Here is a 16,189-nt window from a genome sequence, read left to right on the forward strand (position 1 = left end):
GGCCAGCACACCCCGGCCCCGCCAACGAAGGGCAAGTCCGTCATGAGCGATACCTCGGCCGAAGCGCGCATCCGCGACGAGATCTCCAGCAACGACGTGGTCCTGTACATGAAGGGATCGCCGATGTTTCCGCAGTGCGGTTTTTCGGCCGCCGTCGTTCAGGTGCTCAGCCACATCGGCGTGAAGTTCAAGGGCGTCAACGTCCTGGAAGACGACGCCATCCGGCAGGGCATCAAGGACTTTTCGAACTGGCCGACCATTCCGCAGCTCTACGTGAAGGGCGAGTTCGTCGGCGGTTGCGACATCGTGCGCGAGATGGCCGCCGAGGGCGAACTCCAAGCCCTGTTCCGCGACAAGGGCGTGGAGATGGCGACGGCGGCCTGATCGCCCTTCCGTCAGGGCGCCGGGGTGATCCCCCGCCCCTCAGGGCTGCAGCGCAATTCCATGGTCCCGGAGGAACGCGCGAATCACGTTCGCCGGGACCATGATGCCGCGGGGCGATGGCCCGCTGCGCGCGAAGCCGATGGTGATGCCGGCGATACGGGCCTTCTCCAGGCCCTTATCGGTCCCGACCAGGATCGGCGCACCCGATGACCCGGTCGGACCATCGCAATTGTGCCGCCACAAAAGATCCTCGGTCCGGCCCAGGATGATGCACTGATCATCCACGGACAGCAGGTGCGGCCGGTCGCGGCTGTAGCTGGCCAGCAGCGCGTGACTGGGCGCCGCCGCATGCCAGTTCATGTCATCGGGGGACGCCAGCGGGATCGGCCGAATCGTCAGCGGTTTCGTCAATTTGATGATGGCGAAATCGCCGACCGGCCCCGGCGCGTCCGGCTCCAGGACCTCGGCCGCGCGTCCATGCGCGTCGTAGTCGCCGAACCGGTAGCCCGCGACGAAGTGCATGCTCTCCGACGGCAACTCGCCCACCGTCCGGTCGGACATGCAGTGCCGCGCCGTCAGGACGAGGTCGGGCGCGATTAACGCCCCGGAGCAAAACCCGCCCGGTCCCCGGTTCACCCGCCCGATGGCCTGCCAGGGCCAGGGATAGTCCCCCACGTTGTCCGGCCCGCCCATCACGACGGCATGGCGGTTATCCTCGCCGTGCACGCCGGGCAGCGTGTCCGCACCGGCCGACGCGGCCATCAACGTGCCCAGGACCACGCCCAGAACGGCGGTGCGGCGCGGCCCCCTGGGCCGGACCCGTCGGAGTCTAGACGCCCAGGTCCGCGTCACGCCATGCGCCCCGAGCGATGAAGTGCGGGTTCAGGAAGCGATCGTTCTTGGCGTAGCCCAACGGCGCGCCGTCCTCCGTCTCTACGGAACCTCCGGCCGCCAGCAGAACGGCATGGGCGGCCGCCGTGTCCCATTCGCAGGTGGGGGCAAGGCGCGGGTACAGATCGGCGGCCCCTTCCGCCACACGGCAGAACTTCAACGAGCTGCCGGCCCCCACCCGATCGGCCACGGTGTACTTGGCAAGAAAGCTGTCCATCGCGCCGCCGTCGCCATGGGACCGGCTGGCCAGCACCACCAGCCCTTCCGCTCCGGGCTTACGACAGGCGATCGGCCGCTCGGCGCCGTCCTTCTCCGCCATGCAGGCCGTGCCGAGGCCATGGCCGACATACAACGTGCCCAGCGCCGGGGCGAGCACCAGGCCCAGAATGGGCGTGCGCCCGTCCACCAGCCCGATGTTCACGGTGAACTCGCCATTGCGCTTGATGAACTCCTTGGTGCCATCGAGCGGATCGACCAGCCAGAACGGCCCGTCCCCCACGGTGGGCACGCGGCCTTCCGAGACACTTTCCTCCGCCACCACGGGCACATCCGGGGTCAGCTCCTTCAGGGCCGCCAGGATGATCGCCTCGGCGCGGCCATCGGCCTCGGTCACGGGGGACTTGTCCTCCTTGTGCTCGACCGCGAAGTCGCTCGCGTACACCTCCATGACCGCATCGCCGGCAGCGCGGATCACGGGGCGCAAGGCCTCAGCCAGACGGGCCAACGCGGCGCCATCGAAGGACAGAACGGAGGACGTGGTCATCAAGCGGTCTCCTGTCGCGCGGCCTGGATCGCCTGCCACACCCGGTGGGGCGTGGCGGGCATGTCCAGATGCCGGATGCCGAGGGGCGCCAGCGCGTCCACCACGGCGTTTATGACGGCGGGGGCGGCCCCGACGGTGCCGGCCTCACCGGCGCCCTTCACCCCCAGTGGATTGGTGCGGCAGGGATAGTCCTCGACCGCCTCGAACGAAAAATCCGGGATGCCGCCGGCATGCGGCACGGCGTAATCCTGGAAGGTCCCGGTCACGAGCTGCCCGCTCTCCGGATCGTACACGATCTCTTCCATCAGCGCCTGCGACAGCCCCTGGACCGTGCCGCCGATGATCTGCCCTTCCAGCAGACGGGGGTTCAGGACCACCCCCATGTCATCGACGATGGTGTAGCGCTCTATATGGGTCGTGCCGGTCTCCGGGTCGACCTCCACCTCGCAGACATGGCAGCCGTTGGGGAACGTGAAGTGGGTGGAGACGTAGGCCTCGGTCGCCACCAGCCCCGGCTGGTCCGCCAGATCGGGGGGCCGGTTGGCCGGATCCTTCGCCGCCTCGGCGATTTCCGCTAGGTGCAGCACGCGGTTGCTGCCCGGCCGGCGGAACAGGCCGGTGTCCGGATCGTGGTCGATGGCGTCCGGCCCGTCGGCCTCCAACAGATGAGCCGCCACGGCCTTGGCCCGCCGGATCAGGGTCGCGGCGGCCGCCACCACCGACGCCCCGCCGGAGGGGATCGACCGGGAGCCGCCAGTCCCCTTGCCGGTCTTCACCTCGTCCGTATCGCCCTGGCGCACGCGGATGGTCTCCACCGGCACGCCCAGGGCGGCGGCCGCCATCTGGGCATAGGCGGTCTCGTGCCCCTGGCCGGTGGACTGGGTGCCGATCAGCACGGTGACGGTGCCATCGGCGGCCACCTGGACCGTCGCCGGCTCCGAGAAGTTGCGGCCGCCGCCGCAGGCCTCGACGTAATAGCTCAGGCCGATCCCGCGCAACCGCCCGGCGGCGGCGCGGACGGCGCGGCGGGCCTCGAACCCGGCGGCCCAGTCGGCCTTGGCCATGGCCCGGTCCAGGATGGCGGCGAAGTCGCCGGAATCGTAGACGTGGCCGAGCGCGGAGGTATAGGGCAGCGCCTCGGGCGGGATGAAGTTGCGCCGCCGGATCGCATCCCGCGCCACTCCGGTCTCGGCCGCCGCCACGTCGATCAGGCGTTCGAGCATATAGGCCGCCTCGGGCCGCCCCGCGCCCCGATAGGCATCGGTGCCCACCGTGTTTGTCATCACACCCCGGGAGCGGACCGTGGCCGTCCCGATGGTGTAGACGCCGACGCTCATGGCGGCGCCCGCGCTGGTCGGGATGAAGGCCCCGAACTGAGAGCAGAACGCCCCCATGTTGGCCCGGATGTCGACCCGCAGCGCCAGGAACCGCCCGGTGTCGTCCAGCGCCAGCTCGGCCCGGGTCCGGTGGTCGCGGGCGTGCAGATCGCTGGCGAAGCCTTCCGTCCGCTCGGCGATCCACTTGACCGGCCGCCCCAGGGCCTTGGCCGCGAAAAGCACCAGCACATGCTCGCTCATCACGAACAGCCGGGTGCCGAACCCGCCGCCGACATCGGGACAGACGACGCGAAAGCGCTCCTCCGGTAGGTGAAAAACCGCCTTCGCCAGGGTCTCCCGCAGGTTGTGCGACCCCTGGCTGCCCGTGTAGAGTTCGTATCGGTCGGTCGCCGTGTCGAAGTGACCGATGGCGCCGCGCGGCTCCATGAACGTCGGCGACAGACGGGAGTTGACCAGATCGAGCGTCACCACCCGCGCCGCGCCCGCGAACGCGGCCTCGGTCGCGGCCGGATCGCCCATCTCCCAATCGAACAGGATGTTCCCCGGCGCCACCTCCGGATGCAGCACCGGCGCGCCCTCCGCCAGGGCCGCCGTGATGTCGGGCACCGCGTCCAGCGGCTCCACATCGAGCATCACCGCCTCGGCGGCATCGCGCGCGGCATGGACGGTCTCGGCCACGACGAAGGCCACCGGCTCGCCCGCATACCGCACCCGGTCGCGGGCCAGGGTCGGCCGCTCCGGCGCGCCCATGGGGCTGCCGTCCCGGTTTTTCACCGCCATCTCGATCGGGATCGGTCCCAGCCCGGCGGCCTCCAGGTCGGCGGCGGTGAACACACCCAGGACGCCGGGCATCGCCCGCGCGTCGTCGGTGTCCACCCCCGTGAGGATGCCGTGGGCGTAGGGCGAGCGGACGACCACGCCGTGCACCTGGCCGGGCAGCACGATGTCGTCGGTGTACCGGCCGGTCCCGGTCAGAAAGCGGGCGTCCTCGACCCGACGGATCCCCTGGCCTGCCCCGAAGCGTCCCATCCCGGTCTCCCTTCTGCCTGCGGAGGAACCTCGCGAACCGGGGCCCGCCTGATGCCAGCCAACAGCGGAGCGCCGCCCGGGTCAAGGGTCCAAACTTTTGGGGGCCGAACCGGGGGCGGGAGCGCGGGCCTCAGGGCGGCGGATCGTCCGCCGTCAGCGCCAGGGTGACCCGGAACCGGGCCCCCTCCTCCCTGGGCGCGCCGACATCCAGCATTAAATCCCCGCCCATGCGGCGCATGATGCCCCGGCTGATCGCCAGCCCCAGGCCCGCGCCCTTTTCCCCGGCCCGGGTCCAGGTGGCGGAGAACAGGGAGAACACCCGCTCCCGGTCGGCCTCGGGCACGCCGGGACCGTTGTCCGAGATCACAGCCTCGTAAGCACCCGCCTCGATCCGGCTTTCGACCCGGATCAGAATCGCGTCCTTGTCGGTGTGCCGCACGGCGTTGGACAGCAGGTTGATGAACACCTGCCGCAAGCGGTCGGGATCGGCCGCCACCCGGGCCGTGCCGGCCCGCGCGCCCTGGGTCACCGTGACCGGGGCGGTGCCGCGCAGCCCCTCGCAGGTCTGCAGGGCGTGGTCGAGCACGGCATCGGGATCCAGCGGCTCCAGATTGATCGGAATCTCGCCCTTCTCGACCACCCGCATGTCGAGGATGACATCCAGCAGCCGGGTCAAACGCAGGCTTTCGTCGTGGATGATGGCGACGAAGCGGCGAGCCTGCGCGCTTTCCAGGTCATCCGAGGATCGCAGAATCTCCGAAAAGGAGCGGATCGCGGTCATCGGCGTGCGGATTTCGTGGCTGACCTGCCCCAGGAAGTCGTCCTTCTGCCGGTCGATCTCGCGCAACTGCTCGTTGGCCTCGCGAAGCTGGCGCGCCGTGGTCTCCAGTTCGGTCGATTTGCGCTCCAGGGCCTGACTGTAGCGCATGATGCGCGCCGTCTCGTCGGCGATGCTGACGAGTTCGTCAATGCTGACCTCCTCGCCGCCCGCCACCTGGGCCATCATCGCCCGGGCGGAGGCCGCACCGACGCTGCCCGCCAGACGACGCTCCAGATCCTCGACAAGCTCCTGCGTCGGCAGCGGCAGCCCCTGCGCCAGCCCCTGACGGCGGGCGAAGGTGTCGAACAGTTCGTGCGCCGGCGCCGCGCCCAGAATGCGCTGGGCCAGAATGTAAAGCTCCTCGCTGGTCGCGGTGCGGTGGAAGCGCGGCCGCCCGCTGTCCGGCCCGATGGCGGCGCCGCCCCGGAACACGTCCACGAACTGGCGCGCCTGCACCCACTCCAGCGGGCGCGGCTCGCGCGTCAGGGAGCCGATCACAAACAGCACGGTGTTGATCGTCAGGCTCCAGAACGTGGCGTGCACCAGCGGGTCCAGACCGTCCAGGCCGAACAGCGCCTGGGGCCGCAGCACGGCAAGCCCGAACGGCCCCTCCGCCAGGATGTCCGCGCCCAGTGGTCCGCCGTCCTCCAGGCTAGGCAGGCCAAGGGCGTACATCCAAATCACGAACCCGGCCGTCAGCCCCCACACCGCGCCGCGCGCATTGGCCTGGGGCCAGAACAGACCGCCGATCAGGCTGGGCAGCACCTGGGCCACGCCCACGAAGGCGATCAGGCCGATGGCCGCTAGCGCGCCCGATTGCGCGCTGACGCGGAAGTACAGGAAGCCCAGCAGGATGAGGGTGGCGATGGCGATGCGCCGTGTGGTCAGCAGCAGCCGACGCACATCACCGCTGGTGCGGGTGCGGTTACGCGACAGGCGCAGCGCGAGCGGCGCCACGATGTGGTTCGACACCATGGTCGACAGGGCGATGGACGCCACGATGATCATCGATGTGGCCGAGGAGAACCCGCCCAGGAAGGCGAGCAGGGCCAGGGCCTCCTTCTCCGCCACCAGCGGCAGGGTCAGCACGAACATGTCCGGGTCGGCGCCGGCCGGCATCAGGGTCAGGCCGGCGATGGCGATCGGCAGCGTGAACACCGACATCAGGAACAGATAGGCCGGGAACAGCCAGGAGGCCGTGGCGAGATGGCGCTCGTTCTCGTTTTCCACCACCACCACCTGAAACTGGCGCGGCAGGCAGATAACGGCGGCTGCCGACAGGAAGATCAGCGTGATCCAGCGCGGGCCGAACACCTCCTCCGCATGCAGGAAGCCGGGCGGCGCGTGGGCGAACAGGTCCCCGGGACCGTCAAACAGAGCGAAGACGACGAACACGCCGACGGCGACCAGGGCGCACAGCTTCACCAGCGCCTCCAGCGCAATGGCCGCAACCACACCGTGGTGACGCTCGTTGACGTCCAGGGAGCGCGTGCCGAACAGGATCGTGAACGCGGCCATGCCGACCGCCACCCAGAACCCGGCCCGGAAATCCACCGACTCCAGCGACGCGCCGGTGATGACCTGATAGCTGGTCGTCACGGCCTTGAGCTGAAGCGCGATGTACGGCGTCGCGGCCGCCACCGCGATGACGGTCACGAGGGCCCCCAGGGCCTCGCTCTTGCCGAAGCGCGACGAGATCAGATCGGCGATCGACGTAATGTGATGCAGGCGCCCGATCCGGACCAGTTTTCGCAGCAGCAGCCACCAGCCGACGAACATCAGCGTCGGCCCCAGATAGATGGTGGCGAACTCCAGCCCGCCCCGCGCCGCCGACCCCACCGCGCCGTAGAAGGTCCAGGACGTGCAGTAGATCGAGATCGACAGCGTGTAGACCAACGCCGTCCGCAGCCAAGGCAGCCCGCCGTCCTGGCGCGACCGGCGGTCGACCCACCAGGCCAGAGCGAACAGCAGCGCCGCGTAGGCCAGGGCCGCGACCAGGGCAAACTCGATCGCCGGGGTCATCCGCGCCCCCGCCCCAGCCGCACGGCCACGAGGGCCGCCAGTGCGATCAGCAGCGCCCAGACCCCGAACAGATAGACCACGATGGCCGGCACGCCCCAGATCGCCCCGCCGGACGCGGTCAGGCCAACCACGGGCGGCATCCACAACAGGGTGCCGAACGCGGGCAGCAGCATCGCGAGATCGCGCCAGCGCCGGGGTGCGGGGGCGAGCGGCGGCCCGTCGTCCGATTCCACATAGGGCGCCTCCCCCTCGGGCGCCTCAACATCAGAGGTCACGCATCCTTCATCGTCCGGGCTCATGGTGCCCTCACGGTGTCCTGAAGGGCCACCTTAGGGAGCCGCCAGACGGCGCACCGCCTGCACCACATCCTGATTGGAAAACGGTTTGGCGATAAAGGCGTTGGCGCCCATCTGCTCGGCCATCTGGCGGTCCCGGGCCTGCCCCTTGGCGGTCAGCATCAGGACCGGCACGGCCTCAAGCTCGGGTTCGGTGCGCACCGCCTTCAGCACCTCAAACCCGCTGACGGCCGGCAGCATCACGTCGAGGATCAGCAATCCGGGCGCCCCGTGGGTCTTCAGGCACTCCAGCGCCTCGCGACCGTCGCGCGCCGTGGCAATGGAATACCCCTCCCGTCCCAGGATGAACACCAGGGACTCCAGAATGCTCGGTTCATCCTCGGCAATCAGCAGGCGCGTGGCCAAACGGGACCTCCCTTCTTCCGTGTTCGATTCGCGCGGCGTTCGACGTATGCCGGGCATGTTACCCACAGATCGCGCGCCTGACAAAGCCGCAGCGACGGCAGGGGTACTGTTCGGCATCAAAGATGGCTCACGCCGGAATGATCGGCCCGGCGACCCGGTGCGCGCAGCCCTCGCGCGGACAGACGCGGCACGACACCCCGACCGGGTCGGGCCGCACCGCGCCGGAGAGGTCGAGCCCGTCGCCATAGACCACCCGATCCGCCACCCGCAGATCGCAGGCCAGCATGATGGACAGGTGGCGCGGCGGGGTGCCGAACCGGTCCACGCCCTTCGCGACCGCCTGGGCGAAAAACAGGAAGCGATCACCGGACGGCGTCTCCGTGACCTGCCGCGCCACGGTGCCCACGCTCTGGAACGCGCGATAGACCGCCCACAGGGAACAGGCCGACCCCTGGCGCGGCATGGGCAGGCGGGGCAGCGGAAAGGGCTTGCTCAGGTTGCCCGCCGGATCGGCGCGCACCATCCCGAAGGGCACGCCCTCCGCCCCCGGCCGGCGCAGCGACACGAAGCGGTGGCAGACCTGCTCCACGCTGGCCCGGTAGGTCCGCCGCATGGGGCCGATGTCGTAGCGCAACCGCTCCGCGTCCTCAAGGAAGCGCTCGTAGGGCATCAACAGCGCACCGGCGCCGTAGCGCGCCAGCACGTCCACGGCCTGGCGCCGGGCCCCCTCCGACGTCAGCGCCGACGACCCCGCCACGATGGCGGCGATGGGCTCGGCCAGATCCCGCGCCACCGCCAAACGGGCGAGCGCGAAACGCCGGCTGGCCGGGGGAGCGCCATCCTCCAGCGCCCGGGCCATGGCGGCGCTCTCGCCGTCGGCCTCCGCCCCCACCGGTCCGCGCGCCCCCGAAGCGGAGCCGAAACGGACCATTCGCTCCGCATCCGGACGGTCCAGGTAGGCGGCCAGAGCCGCGCCCCCGCTGCGGCCGTCCGCGCGAATGCGGGCACGCAGCCGCGCCGCGCCCTCCTCCAGGTCCGGAAAATAGTTGCCGTGCGCGGTGATGAAGTCGTCCAGCTCCTCGGCCGGGGTCACCGCCTGCTTCGGCGCCTCCGCATGGTCGAGGAAATCGGCCAGGGCCTGCGCCGCCTCCGTCAGGCGCGTGCTTTCTTCCACCAGCGTGGAATGAAAGCGGTGCGACTGGTTCGGGTTGATGTCCTCCACGCTTTCCAGGATCTCGGCCGTCGAGCGGATGCCGGCGATGTTGGTGAGCATCCGATGCACGATATCGGACAGGAATGGATCCTGGTGCAGGCGGTCGGACAGGGCCGCCACCAGTTCGCCCCGGTCGCGGCATTCGCGGTACAGCACCGTCAGCGCCCGGGCCCAGTCCGGGTGACGCCCGACCAGCGCGACCACATCGGCGGTCCGCAGGTCCAGGCCGCCGATGAGGGGATCACCGACAATGTCGGTGACCTGGGCGACCAGACGGCGCTCCGCATCGTCATCCAGGGTGCCCGGGTCCAGGTCCAGCGCCTCCGCGATCCGGAGCAGCAAAGCCCCGCCGATAGACCGCTTCCCGCGCTCGATCAGGTTGAAATACGAGGTCGAGATGCCGACCGCCTCGGCCACCCGCGCCTGCGTCAGCCCCAGACTGCGGCGTCGCTCCCGGATTTTGAGGCCGAACCCGCTTTCCATCTTGCCTCCCGCACACCGCCGCGCACGCCCATGGCGGGCCCCACCGGACGCGGCGCAAAGTCAATTTTTTGACAATTTTCCGCAAAGCACAAGACAATTTATTACAAAAATCGGCTTCCAAATCAATATATTATTGTGTTTTTGACTGCTGCCGCGTATCTCTGCATCCAGGAGGTCCGGAAACCAACGCGCTCAAAGCGAGGAACCGGACCCGGTTGCGCGCACGCGGGTCCTGTCGGGACTGTTCGGCGGACGCGGCGTGACCGCGACATAACATCGTGATCGACAGGGAGAAGCGTCATGGTTGATTTCCTGAACCCCAGCCGCCGCGGCGTGCTGAAGGGTGGCGCCGCCATCGGTGCCGGTCTGGCCGCGCCGACCATCTTCTCGTCCCAGGCGTGGGCCGCCGAGTACCTGAACAAGCCGACCGGCGACACGGTCACCTTCGGCTTCAACGTGCCGCAGACCGGTGCCTACGCCGATGAGGGCGCGGACGAACTGCGCGCCTACCAGCTCGCCGTGAAGCACCTCAACGGCGAGGGCGACGGCGGCATGCTGAACACCATGAAGCCGCTCACCCTGCAGGGGAACGGCGTCCTGGGCAAGAAGGTGGCCTTCACCACCGGTGACACCCAAACGAAGTCGGATGCCGCCCGCGCCAGCGCCAAGCGCATGATCGAGAAGGACGGCGCCCTGATGATCACCGGCGGCTCGTCCTCCGGCGTGGCCATCGCGGTGCAGTCGCTCTGCCAGGAAGCGGGCGTGATCTTCATGGCCGGCCTGACGCACTCCAACGACACCACCGGCAAGGACAAGCGGCGCAACGGGTTCCGCCACTTCTTCAACGCCTACATGTCCGGCGCCGCTCTGGCCCCAGTGCTGAAAGAAGCCTACGGCTCCGACCGCAAGGCCTACCACCTGACCGCCGACTACACCTGGGGCTGGACCCAGGAGGAGTCGATCAAGAACGCCACCGAGGCCTTGGGCTGGGAGACCGTCGAGGCGGTGCGCACCCCGCTGGGCGCCGGCGACTTCTCGCAGTACATCACGCCCGTGCTGAACTCCGGCGCCGACGTGCTGATCCTGAACCACTATGGCAAGGACATGGTGAACAGCCTGACCCAGGCCGTGCAGTTCGGCCTGCGCGACAAGCAGGTCAACGGCAAGCAGTTCGAGATCGTGGTGCCGCTGTACTCCCGCCTGATGGCGCAGGGTGCCGGCGAGAACGTGAAGGGCATCTTCGGGTCCACCAACTGGCACTGGTCGCTTCAGGACGAGGGCTCCAAGGCGTTCGTGAAGTCCTTCGGCGCCGAATACGGCTTCCCGCCGTCGCAGGCCGCCCACACCTGCTACGTCCAGACCCTGCTGTACGCCGACGCCTGCGAGCGCGCCGGCACCTTCATGCCCTGCGGCGTGGTCGAGGCGCTGGAAGGCCATGAGTTCGACGGCATGGGCAACGGCCCGACCCTGTACCGCGCCGACGATCACCAGTGCTTCAAGAAGGTGCTGGTCGTGAAGGGGAATGAGAACCCGACGTCGCAGTTCGACCTTCTGGAGGTCGTGCAGGAAGTGCCGGCCGAGGCCGTCACCTACGATGCGTCGATCTTCGGCGGCGAGCTGGGCGACTGCAACAACGGCGTCTAAGCCGTCTCTCCAGGTCTCCGACGTGACGCGGTCGCCCCGGTGCGGGGCGGCCGCTCCCTTTCGTGCGGCCGCGCACCTGCTTTGATTTCGACCGCCGGGCCTGCGCCGCACTCCGGGACACCCGTCCACACACAGGCGAGACGGGACCGCCGGACCAGGATCCAATTCACATAGATATGTGTTCGATCGCGGCCCCGTGGCCTGCGGTCGCCAACCGCCAAGGGGGAGTCTGACGGGATGGACGCGATCCTTCTGCAGATCCTGAATGGGCTCGACAAGGGGGGCGCCTACGCCCTGATCGCGCTGGGACTGACGCTGGTGTTCGGCACCCTCGGCGTGGTCAACTTCGCGCACGGAGCCCTGTTCATGCTCGGCGCGTTCTGCGCCGTGACCGTCAACCAAGTGATCGGCCTGGAGCAGGTCACTCTGGATCCGAACAATCTGACGCCGTGGGGCACGCCGGTCGAGATCCGCGAGCCCTACATCGTCTCGTGGCTGGGCGACACCGGCCACCTGATCCTGGACTACTCGGTCCCGGTGTCGATCCTCGCGGCCATTCCGATCATGATCGTGATCGGCTTCATCATGGAACGCGGGCTGATCCAGTTCTTCTACAAGCGCCCGCACGCCGAGCAAATCCTGGTGACCTTCGGCCTCGCCATCGTGCTGCAGGAGATCATCAAGACCTGGTTCGGGGCCAACCCCCTGCCCCAGAGCCCGCCGACCGCCCTGCGCAGCGCCGCCGACATCGGCGTTCTGGTGGGCTTCAACCCGGGTGAGATCGTCTATCCATACTGGCGGCTGGTGTACTTCGTCTTCTCGGCCCTGGTGATCGGCGGCGTGTTCGCGTTCCTGCAGTTGACCACCTTCGGCATGGTCGTGCGCGCCGGCATGGCGGACCGCGAGACCGTCGGCCTGCTGGGCATCGACATCGAGAAGCGGTTCACCCTCGTGTTCGGCCTCGCCGCCGTCGTCGCGGGCCTGGCGGGTGTCATGTACACGCCGATCCTGCCGCCCGACTACCACATGGGCATGGACTTCCTGGTGCTGTCGTTCGTCGTGGTCGTGGTGGGCGGCATGGGCAGCCTGCCGGGCGCCGTGGCGGCCGGGTTCCTGCTCGGCATCCTGCAATCGTTCGCCTCGATGACCGAGGTCAAGAGCATCCTGCCCGGCATCGACCAGATCATCATCTATCTGGTCGCCGTGGTGATCCTGCTGGTCCGGCCACGTGGCCTGCTGGGCCGCAAGGGCGTGATGGAGGGCTGACGCAATGACGACACCACTGGCAACCGCCCGCTCCGACCTGATCCTGTTCGGCGCCTTCACCCTCGCCGTCCTGACCATGCCGATCTGGCTGGTGCCGCTGGGCGCGGGCTATCCCGACCTGATGCAGAAGTTCGCCATCTACGGCCTGTTCGCCATCGGGTTCAACATCCTGTTCGGCCTGACCGGCTACCTGTCGTTCGGCCACGCCGCGTTCCTGGGCGTGGGATCCTACACCGCGGTGTGGAGCTTCAAGCTGCTGGGCATGAACCCGGTGCCCGCGCTGCTGCTGGCCATCCTGCTGTCCGGCCTGTTCGCCTGGGTCATCGGCTTCGTCAGCCTGCGCCGCACGGGTATCTACTTCTCGATCCTGACGCTGGCGTTCGCGCAGATGTGCTACAACCTCGCCTATTCGGTGCTGACGCCGATCACCAACGGCGAGACCGGCCTGCGCGTGCTGAACAGCGACCCGCGCGCCCTGGACCACCTGACCGGCCAAGGCGTGGTCGACGGACCGCTAGTCTCCAACATCTTCGGACTGGAGATGAACGGCCTGCCGGGCTTCTACTTCTGCGCCGTCTGGCTGCTGATCGGGATGTACGTTTCGATCCGCATCTTCCGCTCGCCGTTCGGGTTGATGCTGCGGGCGATCAAGACCAACCAGACCCGCCTGAACTACACCGGCATCAGCACGCGACCCTATGCCCTGACCGCCTTCGTCATCTCCGGCATGTACGCCGGGCTCGCCGGGGCGCTGTTGTGCGTCACCGACCCGCTGGCGGGCGCCGAGCGCATGCAGTGGACCGCGTCCGGCGAGGTGGTGCTGATGACCATCCTGGGCGGGGCCGGCACGCTCCTCGGTCCGGTGATCGGCGCGGGCCTCATCAAATACTCCGAGAACATCTTCTCGGCCTTCCACGAGCAGACCCTGCACGACATCTTCGGGTTCCTCCCGGACGGCGTCGAGGGCGTGGTGGTCTCCGTCGCCGGCCTGTTCGTCGGCGAGGGCTGGCACCTGACCCTGGGCCTGCTGTTCATGGTGATCGTGATCTTCCTGCCCGGCGGCCTGACATCGGGCGTGCGCCAGCTGGTGCAGATGGCGCGCCGGTCCTCGGGCGGCTCCGGCCGGTCCGGCGGAGATGCCGGCACCGCGCCGCAGGCGGCCGAGTAAGGGGAGGACGACGGCATGGGAATCCTACAGGTTCAGAACGTCAACAAGAGCTTCGGCGGTCTGAAGGCGCTCAACAACGTAAACCTCGACATCACCGAGGGCACGGTGCACGCGGTCATCGGGCCGAACGGCGCCGGCAAGTCGACGCTGCTCAACGTCTGTGTCGGGCGCCTGGTGCCCGACACCGGGGCGGTGCTGTTCAACGGGCGGCCCCTCACCGGCCGGTCGCCGCACGAGATCAACCAGATGGGCGTGGCGCGCGTGTTCCAGACGCCCGAGATCTTCGCCGATCTCTCGCTGCTGGAAAACGTCGTGATCCCGACGCTGGCGGTGCGCGACGGATCGTTCACGGTCAACGCCTGGGGGCGCGTGGACAATCAGGCGGAGATCCGCGACCGCGCCGAGGCCATCCTGGAGAGCGTCGGCCTGGCCGAAAAGCGCCACCATCACTCCGGCAACCTGTCGCGCGGCGACAAGCGGCGGCTGGAGCTGGCCATGTGCCTCGTCCAGGAGCCCAAGCTGGTGCTGCTCGACGAGCCGACGGCGGGCATGTCGCGCGCCGACACCAACGCCACCATCGACCTGCTGGCCCGCATGCAGGAAGAGCACGGCGTGACCAAGATCATCATCGAACACGACATGCACGTGGTGTTCTCGCTGGCCGACCGCGTCACCGTGATGGCGCAGGGCACGCCGATCGTCGAGGGCACCCCGAACGAGATCAAGGGCGACCCGCGCGTCCAGGAAGCCTATCTGGGAGGAGCCCACCTATGACCACCGACACGCTGCTGCGAGAGGACCTGTACGAGGGCGGCCATGCGCCCGGCGTCGCCCCCGTGCGCGGGCGGGGCGGCGCGCCGGCCTATTTCTCCGCCTGGGACCTGCACGCCTATTACGGCGAAAGCTACATCGTGCAGGGCGTCAGCTTCGACATCCGCGAGGGCGAGATCCTGGCCCTGCTGGGCCGCAACGGCGCCGGCAAGACCTCGACCCTGCGGGCCATCGCCCGCATGGACGCCCCCGGCCTGACCCACGGCGAGATCTGGCTCGACCACAAGCCGCTGCACGAAATGAAGGCGCATCAGGCGGCCCGCAACGGGGTCGCGCTGGTGCCGGAGGACCGCTGCATCATCCCGGGTCTGACGGTGCAGCAGAATCTCCAGCTCGCCCAGATCGCCCCGCCCCACGGCTGGAGCCTGGAGCGGCTGTACGAGTTGTTCCCCCGTCTGGGCGAACGCAAGAACCAGGAAGGCACCACCCTGTCCGGCGGCGAACAGCAGATGCTGGCGATCGCCCGCGCCCTGGCCCGGGACGTCAAGCTGCTGCTGCTCGATGAACCCTACGAGGGCCTCGCGCCCGTCATCGTGCAGGAGATCGAGCGCACGCTGGAAAGCGTGAAGCAGCTCGGCATGACCACGGTCATCGTGGAGCAGAACGCGATTGCCGCGCTGCACCTTGCCGACCGCGCCGTCATCCTCGACATGGGCGAGGTCGTGTTCGACGGCACGGCCCAGGAGGTTCTGGACAACGCGGACCTGCGCCACGAGTACCTGGCGGTGTGACGGGCACGGTCGCCCCGTCATCCGATTCACCCTCACCCGGCGGCGGCCTGTCCGGTCGCCTGCACGAGAAGGAGTTCCATCATGCCCTCTCAGGCGCCCTCGGAATCCGCCGCCGGCTCCCCCGACACCCCCTATTTCGCCGCGCGCAACCTGCACGCCTACTATGGCCAGAGCTATATCGTGCAGGGGGTCAGCTTCTCGATCCGCGAGGGCGAGATCCTGGCCCTGCTGGGCCGCAACGGCGCCGGCAAGACCTCGACCCTGCGGGCCATCGCCCGCATGGACGCCCCGCACCTGACGGAGGGCGAGGTCTGGCTGGACGGCCAGCCGCTCCACACCATGCGGTCGCATCAGGCCGCCCGCCTCGGCGTCGCCCTGGTGCCGGAGGACCGGCGCATCATCCAGGGCCTGACGGTGCATCAGAACATCCAGCTCGCGCGCATCGCCCCGCCGTTGGGCTGGACCATCGAGCAGATCTACGAGCTGTTCCCCCGCCTCGGCGAGCGCAAGAACCAGGAGGGCACGACCCTGTCCGGCGGGGAGCAACAGATGCTGGCGATTGGCCGCGCGCTGGCGCGCGACGTCAAGCTGCTGCTGCTCGACGAGCCCTATGAGGGCCTCGCCCCCGTGATCGTGCAGGAGATCGAGCGCACCCTGGCCAAGGTGCGCGACCTGGGCATGACCACCGTGATCGTGGAACAGAACGCCATTGCGGCGCTCAATCTGGCGGACCGGGCCGTGATCCTGGACATGGGCGAGGTCGTGTTCGACGGCTCGGCCCAGGAGGTCCTGGACAACGCCGACCTGCGCCAACAGTACCTCGCGGTCTGACCGACCCCGGAACACGCCGCGGGGCGTATGACCTTTGCGTGACAACCGCATCTCGTTTGAGGCGGGTCAATGCCG

General features: G+C 68.8%; 14 protein-coding genes. 7 read left to right on the forward strand and 7 right to left on the reverse strand.

What is annotated here, in order from left to right:
- Positions 1-42 precede the first annotated feature (42 nt).
- The gene (gene grxD, locus GGD82_RS05425) at positions 43-384 is read left to right on the forward strand and encodes a Grx4 family monothiol glutaredoxin (protein ID WP_150061869.1); all 342 of its coding nucleotides are present in this window, start codon (positions 43-45) and stop codon (positions 382-384) included.
- Between the two features lie 39 nt (positions 385-423).
- Here grxD and GGD82_RS05430 read toward each other — a convergent pair whose 3' ends face one another.
- The 7 genes from GGD82_RS05430 to GGD82_RS05460 form a co-directional block, all read right to left on the reverse strand.
- A complete protein-coding gene (locus GGD82_RS05430) occupies positions 424-1,236 on the reverse strand; it encodes a trypsin-like serine peptidase (protein WP_170284234.1) in 813 nt (270 codons plus the stop codon).
- On the reverse strand, positions 1,214-2,038 hold the full coding sequence (gene cysQ / locus GGD82_RS05435; RefSeq protein ID WP_150061867.1) for a 3'(2'),5'-bisphosphate nucleotidase CysQ: 825 nt from the start codon (positions 2,036-2,038) through the stop codon (positions 1,214-1,216). Before cysQ ends, GGD82_RS05430 begins: the two co-directional genes overlap by 23 nt.
- Positions 2,038-4,404: a xanthine dehydrogenase family protein molybdopterin-binding subunit gene (locus GGD82_RS05440; RefSeq protein ID WP_150061866.1), complete on the reverse strand. Its 2,367-nt coding sequence runs from the start codon at positions 4,402-4,404 to the stop codon at positions 2,038-2,040. The genes cysQ and GGD82_RS05440 overlap by 1 nt, the downstream gene beginning before the upstream one ends.
- A gap of 130 nt (positions 4,405-4,534) precedes the next feature.
- Complete coding sequence (locus tag GGD82_RS05445) at positions 4,535-7,246, reverse strand: sensor histidine kinase (RefSeq protein ID WP_150061865.1); 2,712 nt, start codon at positions 7,244-7,246, stop codon at positions 4,535-4,537.
- The gene (locus tag GGD82_RS05450) at positions 7,243-7,521 is read right to left on the reverse strand and encodes a hypothetical protein (protein WP_150061864.1); all 279 of its coding nucleotides are present in this window, start codon (positions 7,519-7,521) and stop codon (positions 7,243-7,245) included. Before GGD82_RS05450 ends, GGD82_RS05445 begins: the two co-directional genes overlap by 4 nt.
- 54 nt (positions 7,522-7,575) lie before the next feature.
- Positions 7,576-7,947 (reverse strand): response regulator transcription factor, encoded by a 372-nt coding sequence (locus GGD82_RS05455; RefSeq protein WP_170284233.1) that lies wholly within the window; start codon positions 7,945-7,947, stop codon positions 7,576-7,578.
- Positions 7,948-8,074: 127 nt separating this feature from the next.
- A complete protein-coding gene (locus tag GGD82_RS05460) occupies positions 8,075-9,643 on the reverse strand; it encodes a helix-turn-helix domain-containing protein (protein ID WP_150061862.1) in 1,569 nt (522 codons plus the stop codon).
- 300 nt (positions 9,644-9,943) lie between these two features.
- Between GGD82_RS05460 and GGD82_RS05465 the strand changes: the two genes are divergently transcribed.
- The 6 genes from GGD82_RS05465 (at position 9,944) to GGD82_RS05490 (ending at position 16,114) form a co-directional block, all read left to right on the forward strand.
- Positions 9,944-11,287, forward strand: a complete 1,344-nt coding sequence (locus GGD82_RS05465; RefSeq protein ID WP_184013233.1) for a substrate-binding protein — start codon at positions 9,944-9,946, stop codon at positions 11,285-11,287.
- A gap of 237 nt (positions 11,288-11,524) precedes the next feature.
- Positions 11,525-12,553: a branched-chain amino acid ABC transporter permease gene (locus GGD82_RS05470; RefSeq protein WP_150061861.1), complete on the forward strand. Its 1,029-nt coding sequence runs from the start codon at positions 11,525-11,527 to the stop codon at positions 12,551-12,553.
- 4 nt (positions 12,554-12,557) lie between these two features.
- A complete protein-coding gene (locus GGD82_RS05475) occupies positions 12,558-13,721 on the forward strand; it encodes a branched-chain amino acid ABC transporter permease (RefSeq protein ID WP_150061860.1) in 1,164 nt (387 codons plus the stop codon).
- A gap of 15 nt (positions 13,722-13,736) precedes the next feature.
- Positions 13,737-14,495: an ABC transporter ATP-binding protein gene (locus tag GGD82_RS05480; RefSeq protein WP_150061859.1), complete on the forward strand. Its 759-nt coding sequence runs from the start codon at positions 13,737-13,739 to the stop codon at positions 14,493-14,495.
- Positions 14,492-15,283 (forward strand): ABC transporter ATP-binding protein, encoded by a 792-nt coding sequence (locus GGD82_RS05485; protein ID WP_150061858.1) that lies wholly within the window; start codon positions 14,492-14,494, stop codon positions 15,281-15,283. Before GGD82_RS05480 ends, GGD82_RS05485 begins: the two co-directional genes overlap by 4 nt.
- An 81-nt stretch (positions 15,284-15,364) precedes the next feature.
- Entirely contained in the window at positions 15,365-16,114 is a 750-nt protein-coding gene (locus GGD82_RS05490; RefSeq protein ID WP_184013234.1) for an ABC transporter ATP-binding protein, read from the forward strand.
- The last annotated feature ends 75 nt before the right edge of the window (positions 16,115-16,189 follow it).

It is taken from the genome of Roseospira marina (assembly GCF_014197855.1).
Classification (GTDB): domain Bacteria; phylum Pseudomonadota; class Alphaproteobacteria; order Rhodospirillales; family Rhodospirillaceae; genus Rhodospira; species Rhodospira marina.